This window comes from Aggregatibacter sp. HMT-949 (assembly GCF_041734645.1).
Lineage (GTDB): Bacteria > Pseudomonadota > Gammaproteobacteria > Enterobacterales > Pasteurellaceae > Rodentibacter.
Genome location: NZ_CP162010.1, coordinates 1,574,602 through 1,588,502, shown reverse-complemented (window position 1 = coordinate 1,588,502; position 13,901 = coordinate 1,574,602). Strand labels below are relative to the sequence as shown.

Annotated in this window: 16 protein-coding genes and 1 other RNA gene; 7 read left to right on the top strand and 10 right to left on the bottom strand. The window is 42.5% G+C overall.

Going from position 1 to position 13,901, the window contains the following annotated elements; all coding sequences use genetic code 11:
* Positions 1 to 18 precede the first annotated feature (18 nt).
* The 6 genes from clpB to msrAB all read right to left on the bottom strand — a co-directional run bounded on the left by clpB (position 19) and on the right by msrAB (position 5,844).
* On the bottom strand, positions 19 to 2,589 hold the full coding sequence (gene clpB, locus AB3F25_RS07400; protein WP_373603212.1) for an ATP-dependent chaperone ClpB: 2,571 nt from the start codon (positions 2,587 to 2,589) through the stop codon (positions 19 to 21).
* Positions 2,590 to 2,729: 140 nt separating this feature from the next.
* Positions 2,730 to 3,296, bottom strand: coding sequence for a 5-formyltetrahydrofolate cyclo-ligase (locus AB3F25_RS07395; RefSeq protein WP_373603211.1), 567 nt, complete (start codon positions 3,294 to 3,296; stop codon positions 2,730 to 2,732).
* 15 nt (positions 3,297 to 3,311) lie between these two features.
* Positions 3,312 to 3,506: non-coding RNA, 6S RNA (ssrS, locus tag AB3F25_RS07390), on the bottom strand.
* Positions 3,507 to 3,641: 135 nt separating this feature from the next.
* Positions 3,642 to 4,112, bottom strand: coding sequence for a redoxin family protein (locus tag AB3F25_RS07385; RefSeq protein ID WP_373603210.1), 471 nt, complete (start codon positions 4,110 to 4,112; stop codon positions 3,642 to 3,644).
* Between the two features lie 13 nt (positions 4,113 to 4,125).
* The gene (locus tag AB3F25_RS07380; RefSeq protein WP_373603209.1) at positions 4,126 to 4,767 is read right to left on the bottom strand and encodes a cytochrome c biogenesis protein CcdA; all 642 of its coding nucleotides are present in this window, start codon (positions 4,765 to 4,767) and stop codon (positions 4,126 to 4,128) included.
* A gap of 12 nt (positions 4,768 to 4,779) precedes the next feature.
* Positions 4,780 to 5,844, bottom strand: a complete 1,065-nt coding sequence (gene msrAB / locus AB3F25_RS07375; protein WP_373603208.1) for a bifunctional peptide-methionine (S)-S-oxide reductase MsrA/peptide-methionine (R)-S-oxide reductase MsrB — start codon at positions 5,842 to 5,844, stop codon at positions 4,780 to 4,782.
* Positions 5,845 to 5,955: 111 nt separating this feature from the next.
* Here msrAB and AB3F25_RS07370 point away from each other — a divergent pair, with 111 nt between their 5' ends.
* Entirely contained in the window at positions 5,956 to 6,339 is a 384-nt protein-coding gene (locus tag AB3F25_RS07370) for a pyrimidine dimer DNA glycosylase/endonuclease V (RefSeq protein WP_373603207.1), read from the top strand.
* Here AB3F25_RS07370 and AB3F25_RS07365 read toward each other — a convergent pair.
* Positions 6,336 to 6,515 (bottom strand): zf-HC2 domain-containing protein, encoded by a 180-nt coding sequence (locus AB3F25_RS07365; RefSeq protein ID WP_373603206.1) that lies wholly within the window; start codon positions 6,513 to 6,515, stop codon positions 6,336 to 6,338. The two genes, AB3F25_RS07370 and AB3F25_RS07365, sit on opposite strands and share 4 nt — an antisense overlap.
* An 8-nt stretch (positions 6,516 to 6,523) precedes the next feature.
* Positions 6,524 to 7,069: a sigma-70 family RNA polymerase sigma factor gene (locus tag AB3F25_RS07360; RefSeq protein ID WP_373603205.1), complete on the bottom strand. Its 546-nt coding sequence runs from the start codon at positions 7,067 to 7,069 to the stop codon at positions 6,524 to 6,526.
* Between the two features lie 121 nt (positions 7,070 to 7,190).
* On the opposite strand from AB3F25_RS07360, the gene AB3F25_RS07355 reads away from it, so the two are divergent.
* A complete protein-coding gene (locus tag AB3F25_RS07355) occupies positions 7,191 to 7,460 on the top strand; it encodes a hypothetical protein (protein WP_373603204.1) in 270 nt (89 codons plus the stop codon).
* Between the two features lie 57 nt (positions 7,461 to 7,517).
* On the opposite strand, the gene AB3F25_RS07350 is transcribed toward AB3F25_RS07355, so the two are convergent.
* Positions 7,518 to 7,814: a cell division protein ZapA gene (locus tag AB3F25_RS07350; RefSeq protein ID WP_373603203.1), complete on the bottom strand. Its 297-nt coding sequence runs from the start codon at positions 7,812 to 7,814 to the stop codon at positions 7,518 to 7,520.
* Positions 7,815 to 7,973: 159 nt separating this feature from the next.
* Between AB3F25_RS07350 and polA the strand changes: the two genes are divergently transcribed.
* Positions 7,974 to 10,772, top strand: a complete 2,799-nt coding sequence (gene polA, locus AB3F25_RS07345) for a DNA polymerase I (protein ID WP_373603202.1) — start codon at positions 7,974 to 7,976, stop codon at positions 10,770 to 10,772.
* Between the two features lie 15 nt (positions 10,773 to 10,787).
* Positions 10,788 to 11,105, top strand: a complete 318-nt coding sequence (locus tag AB3F25_RS07340) for a cupin (protein WP_373603201.1) — start codon at positions 10,788 to 10,790, stop codon at positions 11,103 to 11,105.
* 290 nt (positions 11,106 to 11,395) lie between these two features.
* Here the strand turns inward: AB3F25_RS07340 and AB3F25_RS07335 are convergent, their stop codons facing one another.
* Positions 11,396 to 11,761, bottom strand: a complete 366-nt coding sequence (locus tag AB3F25_RS07335) for a transcriptional regulator (protein ID WP_297929020.1) — start codon at positions 11,759 to 11,761, stop codon at positions 11,396 to 11,398.
* A 108-nt stretch (positions 11,762 to 11,869) separates the two neighbouring features.
* On the opposite strand from AB3F25_RS07335, the gene AB3F25_RS07330 reads away from it, so the two are divergent.
* From AB3F25_RS07330 to AB3F25_RS07320, 3 genes are read left to right on the top strand one after another with little or no spacing between them, the layout of a single operon-like run.
* Positions 11,870 to 12,871 carry a TerC/Alx family metal homeostasis membrane protein gene (locus tag AB3F25_RS07330; protein ID WP_373603200.1) on the top strand — a complete coding sequence of 334 codons (1,002 nt, stop codon included), beginning with the start codon at positions 11,870 to 11,872 and terminating at the stop codon, positions 12,869 to 12,871.
* Between the two features lie 4 nt (positions 12,872 to 12,875).
* Positions 12,876 to 13,244 carry a hypothetical protein gene (locus tag AB3F25_RS07325; protein WP_373603199.1) on the top strand — a complete coding sequence of 123 codons (369 nt, stop codon included), beginning with the start codon at positions 12,876 to 12,878 and terminating at the stop codon, positions 13,242 to 13,244.
* A gap of 11 nt (positions 13,245 to 13,255) precedes the next feature.
* Entirely contained in the window at positions 13,256 to 13,894 is a 639-nt protein-coding gene (locus AB3F25_RS07320; RefSeq protein ID WP_049355473.1) for a VWA domain-containing protein, read from the top strand.
* Positions 13,895 to 13,901: the final 7 nt, after the last annotated feature.

Sequence of the window (13,901 nt, the reverse complement as noted above, 5' to 3'; positions counted from 1 at the left end):
TTTTTCATTCAGGCATTCTTATTGTCTTGCCACCACTTTGCCATCAACATAATCCACGGTCACAACGCTGCTTGGAAGCAAGCTGCCGGAAAGGATTTGTTGTGCTAATGGGTTTTCGATTTCTTGTTGGATTGCGCGTTTTAATGGGCGAGCACCGTAAACCGGGTCGTAACCCACTTCACCGATGAAATCGATTAAGGCTTCAGTGAATACGATTTCGTAACCACGGGTTTCCATTCGGCGTGCCAAGCGTTCTAATTGAATGCTTGCGATGGCGCGAATGTTTTCTTTGCCAAGCGGATGGAATACGACGGTTTCATCAATACGGTTGATAAATTCCGGACGGAAATGTTGGCTCACTACCGACATCACCATATCTTTCATTTCATCATAGCTTCCGCCTTGATGTTCTTGGATTAAGTGAGAACCCAAGTTGGAGGTCATAATCACCACGGTATTACGGAAATCCACGGTTCTGCCTTGTCCGTCGGTTAAACGTCCGTCGTCTAACACTTGAAGTAAGATATTGAACACATCGGCGTGCGCTTTTTCCACTTCATCAAGCAAAATCACGGAATAAGGGCGACGGCGTACGGCTTCCGTTAAATAACCGCCTTCTTCATAACCCACATAGCCCGGAGGTGCCCCGACTAAGCGAGACACGCTGTGTTTTTCCATAAATTCGGACATATCGATACGCACCATAGCATCTTCGCTGTCAAAAAGGAATTTTGCCAAGGTTTTGCACAATTCGGTTTTACCCACACCGGTTGGCCCTAAGAATAAGAAGGAACCAATCGGGCGATTTGGATCAGAAAGCCCTGCACGGCTACGGCGAATCGCATTCGCCACCGCATCCACGGCTTCATTTTGACCGATCACGCGTTTGTGCAATTCTTCTTCCATACGCAAGAGTTTTTCTTTCTCGCCTTCCATCATTTTGGAAACCGGAATACCGGTAGCTTTAGAAAGCACTTCAGCAATTTCTTCGTCTGTCACGCGATAGCGCAGTAAGCTCATTTCTTTGCCTTCAGAGGTTTCGGCTTGAGCAAGTTGTTTTTCAAGCTCCGGAATTCGGCCGTATTGAAGCTCGGACATTTTGCTTAAATCACCGGCTCGGCGGGCTTGTTCCATTTCGGTTTTTGCTGCGTCTAATTCTTGTTTAATGTGTTGTGAACCGGAAAGGGTAGCTTTTTCAGATTTCCATACGTCTTCTAATTCGGCGTATTCGCGTTCTTTTTCGGCCAATTCTTTTTCTAACATTTCTAAACGTTTACGGCTGGCTTCGTCTTCTTCTTTTTTAAGCGCTTGTTGTTCCAATTTTAATTGGATAATACGGCGCTCTAATCGATCCAACGGTTCCGGTTTAGAGTCAATTTCCATACGAATACTGGAAGCCGCTTCATCGATTAAGTCAATCGCTTTATCCGGTAACTGACGATCGGAAATATAACGGTGCGAAAGTGTTGCCGCTGCGACGATTGCCGGGTCGGTAATATCTACATGGTGGTGGATTTCATAACGTTCTTTCAAGCCACGTAAAATCGCGATGGTATCTTCCACGCTTGGTTCATCCACAAACACCTTTTGGAAACGACGTTCCAGTGCCGCATCTTTTTCGATATATTGGCGATACTCATCAAGCGTAGTTGCGCCGACGCAATGCAATTCACCGCGTGCCAAACTTGGTTTTAATAAGTTACCCGCATCCATTGCGCCGTCAGTCTTACCTGCGCCCACCATGGTATGAATTTCGTCGATAAATAAAATCACGCGACCTTCTTCTTTGGCAAGTTCGTTGAGCACCGCTTTCAAGCGTTCTTCAAACTCACCGCGATATTTTGCGCCCGCGATCAATGCCCCCATATCTAACGAAAGTACGCGTTTATTTTTCAATCCTTCCGGCACTTCGCCATTGACAATACGTTGCGCCAAACCTTCCACGATGGCGGTTTTACCCACGCCCGGTTCACCGATGAGTACCGGGTTGTTTTTGGTACGGCGTTGTAGCACTTGAATTGTGCGACGAATTTCTTCATCACGTCCAATCACCGGATCCAATTTGCCGCTTTCTGCACGGGCAGTTAAGTCAATGGTATATTTTTCTAAGGCTTGACGGCTTTCTTCTGCATTTTGATCGTTCACGTTTTGTCCTCCACGAATTTGTTGAATGGCTTGCGAAACTCGTGCCTTATCAGCACCGCATTGAACTAAGATATTACTTAATGCGCTACGTTCCTCTAAAAGGGCAAGCAAGAACAATTCGCTTGAAATAAATTTATCTTTGTTTTGCTGTGCGAGTTTGTCGCATAGATTTAATAAATTAAGTAATTGGCGCGAAATTTGTACATCGCCACCGTTGCCGGAAACTTGTGGCAGCTTATTGAGTTCGTTGTTTAATTCATTACGCAATAAGGCAACATTCACACCGCTTGCCGTTAAAATTGGCGCAATTGAACCGTCTTGTTGATTTAATAATGCGCTCAATAAATGTACCGGTTCAATGTATTGATTATCCTTGCCGATCGCCAAAGACTGCGCTTCCGCCAAGGCTTGTTGAAATTTTGTGGTAAATTTTTCAATGTTCATGTCTGTTTACTCGCTGTAAATTAAAATAGTTTTTGGCTTTCGCCGCTTACGGACAGTAGGTAAGACCGATGGAAAGAATTTCAAGGGAGGATTTAAAATATTTTGATTTTATCTATCAATTTTTTTATAGACGATAGGTTTTACCCCACCAAAATATCAAAAAGCGGCACATCCCAATGTTCGATAGGAAGCTGCTCCAGCTGCTGGCACTGGTGGGCTAAGCCGACTGGAATAAAGGACTTTTGTTGCCAATTCTGCAAAGTGCGGTCGTAAAATCCACCACCCATACCAAGGCGATTGCCTTGTTTATCAAAAGCCACCAACGGCGTAAATAAAATATCCAGTTCATTCAACGACAACACATTTTGCACATTGAGTTTAGGTTCCAAAATGCCAAATTGATTTTTCACCATAGGGGTATCAGGCAAATAACGCAAGAATAGCAAATGCCCTTTGGCAAAAGGATGCAACACCGGCAAATACAGGTTTTTATGTTGCGCCCAAAGTGCATTTATCAAGGATGACGTTGAAATTTCACCATCAAAAGAAAAATACAGTGCGATATTTTGCGCTTGGCGTTGTTCGATTAAAGCTAATGCTTGTTGGGTAATAGACTGTTCCGCCAGTTGCTGCTGGAACACAGTTAAATTTGCTCGAGTCTTTCGGATTTGAGAGCGAATTTGCTGACGTTGCTGTTGGATATTCATAAAGAATGAAAGAAGAAAGGACCCAGAGTGCCGTTGCGGGTGGTAGTCCTTGAACCCGACGGTTCAAGAAAATCGATAAGGCCGTTTTCAGGTTTCTTAATCCTTTGCGATGCAAAGGTAAAGCTTACACACCAACGGCAGGAAACCGATTTATTAGATTTTAAGTATCGGCTCAGGGACATAACCCACTGACGAACACTCCAGGAAATTTTTATGCGGTTATACTAGCCCAAATCCCTCTATTTGACTAGCGTTTATTTTGCCGATTTTGTTAGGTTGGTCACAAAATAATATTTTTATAAACACGAAGCAACGTGCTCATTACCGTATTTCACATCCTTACGGTTATCTCTCTGCAAACGCCCGAATTTGCTCCAAGTTCAAATGCCCCGACACGGTTTTTTTCACGTTTAAATCGCCGTCTAAAAAGAGATTAAACGGATAGCCTCGCACCTGAGTGCGGTCAATTATTTCGCCGTTTTCATCTAACAGCACCTTAATGTTTTTATATTCCAAGCCTTTGTACCACTCAATGAAATCTGCCGTTGATTTTTCGCCTTTATGGCTAGGCGAAACAATGGTGATAACTTCAAATGCGCGATCTTTTTCTGCGCTTAAATCATCAATTTCAGCCAACCCCGCCAAACAAATCGGACACCACGACGCCCACATTTTGATATAAACAGGCTTACCTTTGTATTGAGCCAAACTAACAGGTTGGTTATTTAAATCTTTGAGTTGCACATCCGCCAAATTGGTATCGGCAAAAGCGTTAAGGCTGAATGCCATTAAGAGAATTGAGAGTAATTTTTTCATTTTATTTTCCTTTTTATGCAAAATTATTGGTAATCAATAAAATCCCCATAACGATAATTAAAATACCGCCTGCCGCTTTGAATTTGTCGAGATGTTTGTTTAACCCTTTCACTCGTTTAAGCAAGCTGTCGGAGAAAAACGAGAACAGAACAAAGGGGGTTGCTAGACCTAGGACATAAACAAACATCATTGCAGCACCATATAGCGCAGAGCCTTCATCACCCGAAAGAGCAAGTACGGAGGCGAGTATCGGACCAATACAGGGTGTCCAACCAAGGCTGAAGGTTAAGCCCAATACAAAAGCTTCAAGTGCGGTGGATTTTCCTGATGTTTTGATTTCCACTAACTTCGTGCGTTCAAGTAAACCTATTTTAAGGATGCCCAATTGGTGAATCCCGAGAATAATCACGATAATCCCAGCAATCACGCGGGTGGTATTGCTAAACAAAATCTTACCTAAAAAACCGAAACTAAAGCCAAGGCTAACAAAGGTGAGCGAAAGCCCAAGGATAAACAGAAAAGTGTTCAACACTTTCCTTCCGCCTTTGCTCAGAATACCGAAATAAATTGGGATAATCGGGAAGATGCATGGCGAAAGAAAGGACGCCAGCCCTGCCAAGAAAACCGTGCCAATAAGAAGTTGTTGATCTAACATTGCAAAATCTCCTTATTTTTTGATCGCGCTTACCAAATATCCGTACCCTTCTTTTTCCATTTCATCGAGAGGGATAAATTTGATCGAGGCGGAGTTAATACAATAACGCAAGCCACCTTTGTCTTTCGGGCCGTCGTCAAAAACGTGTCCTAAATGGGCGTTACCCGCACGGCTCAACACTTCGGTGCGTTGCATATTGAAGCTGTTGTCGGTTTGGTAATGCACCACTTCTTTGGCAATCGGCTTGGTGAAACTTGGCCAACCGCAGCCGGATTCGAATTTGTCATTAGACGAGAAAACTGGCTCGCCCGTCGTGACGTCCACATAAATCCCCGGTTGGAAATTGTCCCAATACTCATTGCTGAATGAACGTTCGGTGTGTTTGTTTTGGGTCACGGAATATTGCAACGGCGTGAGCTTGGCTTTGAGCACCGCATCGCTCGGTTTCGGGTAATCTTTCTCATCAATCAACGGCTCATCCGCCTGCGTGATGTCGATATGGCAATAGCCGTTCGGATTTTTCTGCAAATAATCTTGGTGATACTCTTCCGCCATTACATAATTTTTGAGCGGTTGCACTTCAATTTGCACCTTGTTTTTGTACTTGGTTTGAAGTTCGCTGATCGCCTGTTCAATCACTGCTTTATCTGCCGCATCTTGATAGTAAATCCCCGTGCGATATTGTCGTCCGCGATCATTGCCCTGCTTATTCACGCTGGTTGGATCAATCACTTTGAAGTAATACTGCAACAGTTTATCCAGCGAAATTTGGCTGGCATCGTAAGTCACTTTCACGGTTTCCGCGTGATCGGTCACGCCGATCATTTGATAACTGGTTTTGTCGGTCTTGCCATTGGCATAGCCCGAAACCGCATCTTTCACGCCATAAATACGTTGCATATAGGCTTCCACGCCCCAAAAGCAACCGCCGGCAAGATAGATTTCACGGATTGTTTTTTGATTTTCCATCGTCATTTTTGCTTCTCCGGTTTGCGATAGTGTTGAATGCGGTGCTGCCAACGCAGGTGTCGCACAGCAAAGTGCGGTGAGAAATAGTAATGTTTTTGAAGATTTCATCGTTTTTCCTTATGATGTGTCATATTAACGTTACATCTGATTAGACGATGTAAAAATCTTTTTCTTACAATTTTTTTGCACACTGTTTCATAATTTAATAAACGGATATTTATGACTAGGATTAATCTAATTTCACCTTCAGAATTATGTGATCAGCATCTATTGGCTGAACACCGTGAACTCACTCGCATTCCTAATGCAGTAGCAAAAGGGAAATTTAATTTAAAAGGACAGCCTGTAGATTACAAATTAGGCGAAGGACACGTACGTTTCTTTTTTGATAAACTTGCGTTCTTAAAAGAACGTTATGATTTATTGCATAAAGAATGCTTGGCTCGAGGCTTTAATGTGCAATATTTTTGGAACGAAAATTTACCGCAAGATCCTACTTTATGGAAAAATTATACGCCCACAGAAAATGCACTTGCTTTAAATCGTGAGCGTATTGCATTGAGAATGCCTGCTAAGGCAAGGTTTACGGCACGAAAAGATTAATTTTTTTCTCTTTGTTTAAATGCTTTCATCATCCTACTCAATGTTTTGCAATTTTTATCAAAACGACGGCAATGCGGACAGATGAGCAAATGCACTTTTAGCCCGACTTTTTCTTGTAAATCTAATGGGCGTTCGTGCGATTCGGAAATCATTCGAGTGGCTTGGCGGCAACGCATAATCTCTCCTAAAGCTTTCTTGAAAGGCAGTTTTGCAACTGCAGACGCGCCCGATAAAGGCTGGTGTGTAAGTTAGAGGAGCTGAGCCGAGTTTCTTGGCAAATTTCTTCAGATGAAAGCTCTAAAAACTCACGCATCATAAAAATTTTCGCTTGTTTGGCAGGCAAGCACGTCAAACAAGTTTCAAAAATCAACCAAAATTCATCGGAATAAACGCGCTCTTCTTCGCCCTGCAATTCGCTTGGATAATAATCTATTTTCCAATGCCCGGTATCGTCAAAAAAGTGATTGGTGGCATTTTCATCTTCCACTTCACTTTCCAGCACAAAGCGCCCTTTTTGACGTAAATAATCAATAATTTTGTTTTTGAGAATAGCGAAAACCCAGGTTTTAAAGGCGGATTGATGCTTAAAATTAGCTAAATTCTTGAATGCACTTAAAAAGGCTTCTTGCACTAAATCTTCGGCAAGATCTGCGTGGTGTAGCTGCAATTCGGCAAATTTCAGCATTTGAGCACGGATTTGCTCGAGTTCCCGATCTGAAATGGCGGTCATTTTAATTCCTTTAAAATTTTTGTAAGAAAGTAAAAGGTGCTTCGTCTAATACAATGAAAGAGGCGATTTCCTTCGTTCTTTCATAAGCATAATTCTTACCACTCAAAAAAGGAAATTTAAAATGAAAAATATTACATTCAAAAGTGCAATGTTAGGTATGGCGGTATTATTAGGTGCAAGCAGTGTTTATGCGGAGGCAATGAAAGCGGATGCTATGTCGATGAAATCTGAACCAATGAAATCTGAACCAACGATGACTGAGCCAATGAAATCAAAATCGATGATGAACGCTGATGAAAAAATGGATGACGTGAAAATGCAATCGGATAACATGATGAAATCAGGGAAAAAAATGAAACAAGCCGAAATGATGAAGAAAGAAAAAATGTAGTTTGAAATATAAATCGGCTGTGAATAACAGCCGATTTTTAATCTGTCGCAATTAATTTTATTCTTTAGAAACACGGATATTTTCTAACGAATGATTTAACTGCTGAATACGGGTTTTTAGCACCTCTTCAATTTGCGTATTTTTATTTTTTTCTTGAGTCAATTCAAAACTCAAATTTAATGCCACGATGGAAAGTACGCGGTCAAGCTGAATCAAGCCGGTTTTTTCCTTCATTTCGGAAACCAACGCATCTAAATTGCGTGCCGCTTGGCGCAAAGCATCCTCTTGTTCTTGCGGTACATTTAAACGCAACACTTGTCCTAATACGACAATTTCGACCATTTTTAATGACATTGTATTTCCTTGATTTCTTTGTTTTAAACGAACGCTATTATGCCATAGCCAAAATTTTCCGTCATAGGTTTTGCTTTCGATTCACAAGCTTATCCGTTCGCGCCATACCTTAATTTACGCTATAATGCGCCCGTTTTTAACGCTTCAAACGAGACTTTTATGGCACAGATCGCACCTAACCCCCTTGTCCTGGTGGATGGCTCTTCTTACTTATATCGCGCTTTTCACGCCTTCCCTCCACTCACCAATTCCAATGGCGAACCAACAGGCGCCATGTATGGTGTGCTGAATATGTTGAAAAGCTTGATTTCACAAGTGCAGCCAAGTCACATTGCGGTGGTGTTTGATGCCAAAGGCAAAACCTTCCGCGATGAAATGTTTGAGCAATACAAATCCCATCGCCCGCCGATGCCGGACGATCTACGTAAACAAATCCAGCCGTTGCATGACATGATCCGCGCATTGGGGATTCCGCTGTTGGTGGTGGAAGGCGTGGAAGCGGACGATGTGATCGGCACGCTGGCATGCCAAGCCTCAAAAAACGGACAGAAGGTACTTATTAGCACCGGCGACAAAGACATGGCACAGCTGGTGGATGACAACATTATGTTGATTAACACCATGAACAACAACTTGTTGGATCGCGCGGGCGTGATTGAAAAATACGGTATTCCGCCGGAGTTAATTATTGATTATCTGGCATTGATGGGCGATAGCTCCGACAACATTCCCGGCGTATCGGGTATTGGCGAAAAAACCGCATTAGGGCTTTTGCAAGGCATCGGCAGCATGGCACAAATTTATGCCAATCTGGATAAAGTTGCCGAACTGCCGATTCGTGGTGCGAAAAAACTCGGGGAGAAATTGCTTGCCGAAAAAGCCATAGCAGAGTTGTCTTACGCCTTGGCGACCATCAAAACCGATGTAGAACTGGCCTTTTCTCCGCAAGAGTTGGCGCTTAGCGACAGCAATAATGACGCATTAATTGAATATTTCGGGCGGTATGAATTTAAACGCTGGTTAAGTGAAGTAATGAATGGTGCGGATTCCATCACGCAAACGATAGAACAGCCGGTGAAAATGAATACTTATCAGGCAACGCCCGCCATTCCTGCCTCCAATGCGGTGCTGAATTCGACTGTCGTTTACATCGATCGTAGCCGCTATGAAAATATTCTGACTGAATCGGATTTAGCTCGTTGGGTGGAAAAATTAAGTGCCGAGAAACTGATTGCGGTGGATACGGAAACCGACGGGTTGGATTATATGTCCGCCAATTTGGTCGGCGTGTCTTTTGCGTTGGAAAATGGCGAAGCGGCGTATTTACCATTGCATTTGGATTATCTCGGTGCGCCAAAAACGTTGGAAAAAAGCACCGCACTTGCCGCTCTTAAACCCATTTTAGAGAACCCGAATATCGGTAAAGTCGGGCAGAATCTCAAGTTTGATATGACCATTTTCGCCCGTAACGGCATTGCGTTGCAGGGCATTGAATTCGACACCATGTTGCTTTCTTACACCTTGGACAGCACCGGTCGGCACAATATGGACGACTTAGCGAAACGCTATCTCGGACATCAAACCATCGGCTTTGAAGACATTGCCGGCAAAGGGAAGAATCAGCTGACATTCAACCAAATCGCACTAGAGCAAGCAGGCGAATACGCGGCGGAAGATGCCGACGTGACGATGAAATTGCAACAAGTGCTGTGGGAAAAACTTCAGTCGCAACCCAGTTTGGTGGAACTCTATCAATCCATCGAATTGCCGTTGCTCGGCGTATTGTCACGCATGGAGCGTTGTGGTGTGTTGATTGATTCTGATGCGCTGTTCTTGCAATCCAACGAAATTACCGAAAGATTGACCGCACTTGAAATGCAGGCGCATGAACTGGCAGGTCAATCGTTCAATTTGGCCTCTACGAAACAGTTGCAAGACATTTTGTTCGATAAACTCGGCTTGCCGGTGTTGCAAAAAACGCCGAAAGGCGCGCCGTCCACCAACGAAGAAGTGTTAGAGGAGCTGGCGTACAGCCACGAATTGCCGAAAGTGTTGGTGGAACATCGCGGTTTGAGCAAACTGAAATCCACTTACACCGACAAATTGCCGCAAATGGTGAACCCGCAAACCGGGCGCGTGCACACTTCTTACCATCAAGCCGTAACGGCAACCGGGCGGCTTTCTTCCAGTGATCCGAATTTGCAGAATATTCCGATTCGTAACGAGGAAGGCCGTCGCATTCGCCAAGCCTTTATTGCCCGCGACGGTTATAAAATTATTGCCGCAGACTACTCGCAAATCGAGCTGCGCATTATGGCGCATTTGTCCAACGATGCAGGTTTGATTAACGCGTTCGCACAAGGTAAAGACATTCACCGCTCCACCGCCGCTGAAATTTTCGGTTTGCCGTTGGAACAGGTGACGAGCGAACAACGCCGCAACGCGAAAGCCATTAACTTTGGTCTGATTTATGGCATGTCTTCCTTCGGGCTTTCCCGTCAGCTTGGGATTTCCCGCGCGGATGCGCAACGCTATATGGATTTATATTTCCAACGTTACCCGGGCGTGCAAACCTTTATGCACGACATCCAAGAAAAAGCGAAAGCGCAAGGCTATGTGGAAACGCTGTTCGGACGCCGTTTATATTTGCCGGAAATCAATTCTTCCAACGCCATGCGCCGTAAAGGCGCAGAACGGGTGGCGATTAACGCACCGATGCAAGGTACCGCCGCCGATATCATCAAACGCGCCATGATTAAGTTAGATGAAATTACGCGCGATGATCCGGATATTCACATGATCATGCAGGTGCACGATGAATTGGTGTTTGAAGTGCGGTCGGAAAAAATTGCGTTTTTTAGCGATCTCATCAAACAACATATGGAAGCGGCCGCTGAGCTTGTGGTACCACTGATTGTGGATGTGGGCGTGGGCGAAAACTGGGACGAAGCACATTAAAACGAAGGAGAGAATATGTCACACAAAATTATTCGTAGCGCAGAATTCACCGCCACCCGTGCATGGGGCGGCTTGGATATCACCGAAATGAATGGCATCAGCGTGCGTTTGCATTGGACAAATGAGCCTTACAAATGGCATATCAATGATGGTGAGGAAGTTTTTGCGGTGATGGATGGCGTCGTGGAAATGCACTACAAAGAGCGCGGCGAAGCCAAAAGCGTATTGCTAGAAACCGGCGATATTTTCTACGCCGGCATCGGCACCGAACACGTCGCCCACCCACAAGGCGAAGCACGGATTTTGGTGATTGAAAAGGCGGGGAGTGTTTGATTAATAAAGAACTTAACTGTTGCAAAAGAAAGAATCAGAATTATATAATATTTATGCAATATCAAAACTATGTTCCCCGGGAATTTTTATGCCCGGATGAAAATTTATTAAAAATAATACCGCATAGAAATTGCTTCAATGCGGTGTTGTTTTGTGATGTAACAAGTAACAAATTACAATAAAACCTTTCTTGTATCAATCTAACCGACTTTAGCTCCGCCCTACACTTAGGACAAAAGCCCTATATTCTTCTAAATTATATATAAAGTTAAAAATAGTAAAATTTGCACTTAAGTTCTAGTCTGAAATGAACTAATAAATGTAATTAATGCTGATTTTTGTTGTTCAGATAGCCCAACAATCATACTTAACAGCACTTCATCTAACATTGTTTTTTGAGTCTCATCGTTCACGCCATAACGCAACCATTCTGGTTTAACCATCAACCATTTTGATAATGTTTCTATTTTATCCATTGATGGAATTGCTAACCCATTGAGCCATTTATACACTGCTTGTTGTGTTACTGGCTCATTAGGATGTTGTAAATTAAATTTAGTGGCGATTTCACTCGTTTTTAAATTCTGCATAGCCATTGCAGAAAGAGCTAGTTTTAAGCGGGTGCTAAATTTTTCTTTTTCAGTTAATATTTTCATCACGGAAATCATTATGACGAAAGTTAAAAAGAACTTGTAAACCAAACTGGTTTTTATATAAACTGTATCGGTTTAAAATATTAACTGTTTCAGTTTTAGGTCTCATCTATGCATCACTTTGGTTTTCCTTTAGAAGTCATTATTGTTTTCTTCTCTGTCGTCCTTTTCTCCGTTTATATCGATCTTATTTCTCACCGTCGCAGTAAAGAAATTACGGTAAAAAATGCCGCACTTTGGTCAATCTTTTGGATTTCATTGGCATTGGCGTTCTACTTTTATCTTTATTTCCGTTTCGAGCCGGAATGGGCAGATCTCTACCTTGCAGGATATGTTCTCGAAAAGAGTTTATCCATTGATAACTTGATGGTATTTGTTGCGATCTTTGCATCTTTTGGGATTAAAGATCATCTTCAACACCGTATTCTTTATTGGGGAATCTTAGGCGCATTGATTTTCCGAGCTATTTTCGTTGTGATTGGAACAGGATTATTTGCCGCAAGTCCTTGGATTGGATTTATCTTTGCTGCATTTGTACTTTGGAGTGGTTGGAAAATGTTACGAGGCGGAGATGATAGTGAAGAAGAAATCGAAGACTATACTCATCACTGGAGTGTTCGTTTGGTAGGGAAAATGATGCCTGTTTTCCCCAAACTAGTGCAAGAAAAATTCTTTGTAAAACATAACGAATTAAATGCAGATCAAATAGTTTCCGTTACTCGTCAAGGTTTTCGTTACGCAACGCCTGCATTTTTATGTTTAATGGCAATTGAAACATCTGATGTAGCATTTGCCTTTGACTCAGTACCTGCTGTTATTGCTGTGACTCAAGAACCATTACTCGTTTATGCTGCAATGATTTTCGCGATTCTAGGATTACGTAGTCTCTATTTTATTCTTGCTGCACTCACAAAATATCTTGTTCACCTTGAAAAAGCTGTCATTGCCTTATTGTTCTTTATTGGTATCAAAATGGGAATTCAATCTTGGAATCACGCAGTATTTGATACAGGCATTCATATTTCTGCCAATGTTAGCCTTTATATTGTATTAGGTGTTTTATTTATTGGTGTTGTTGCTTCGTTTATTTTCCCTGAAAAAGAAGAAGGATAATGCAATGAACGTAAAGAAATTGATTCTTCTGACCGCTTATTTTACCACTACAAATGCTTTGGCAAACCAATACTATATAACGCCACCAACATCATCTACACGTGGATATGTTCCAGTAATTAGTGATGAAATGGAACAACAATGTGTTGAAATCTACAACCAAGCGAAATGGTTAGGTGATTCACTTCAAAATACCTATGTTGATCAATACTCTATCGCTTCCGTAAATACGTATAACCAGCAAGTTGCACAACATTCACAAATGATCGATTGGTTTAATCAAAATTGTGCGGGTAAACAATCTTATTCAGCTTGTAAAGTCGCAATGGAATTAAACCGTAAAAATGGTATTCCAGCTCAAAATTGTTATTAGGGAGAAAATTTATGCGTCGTTTACCTGTTTATTTATTAGTCGATACTTCTGGCTCAATGATGGGCGAGGCTATTGAATCTGTGCGTAATGGTTTACAAATGCTAGTCTCTGCCTTGCGTCAAGATCCTTACGCATTAGAAACGGCTTATCTATCTGTGATTACTTTTGATAGCAAAGCCAAACAAGTTACACCACTCACAGAGCTAATGAGTTTCCAACTTCCAACTATTGAAGCATCAGGCTTAACATCAATGGGCGAAGCGTTAAGTTTACTTACAGATTGTATCAATCGCGAAGTACAAAAAGGTTCTGCTGAAATAAAAGGTGACTGGAAACCAGTTGTATTTTTACTTTCTGATGGCGTGCCAACAGACGATCTGCAAAAGGGAATTAATGCATTGAGAACAGTGAAAACTGGAACCTTTGTCGCTTGTGCAGCTGGTGCCGGAGCTGATACCAACGTATTAAAACAAATTACAGAAAGCGTGGTGTCATTAGATACTGCTGATGCAAACTCAATTAAAGCCTTCTTTAAATGGGTTTCTGCGTCGATTTCTGTTTCAAGCCAAAAAGTCGATCTCAACAAAAAAGATGTGGGCGGATTAGGTGAATTACCGCCACCACCGGCAGAATTAAATATCGTTTTATAATTTAGGT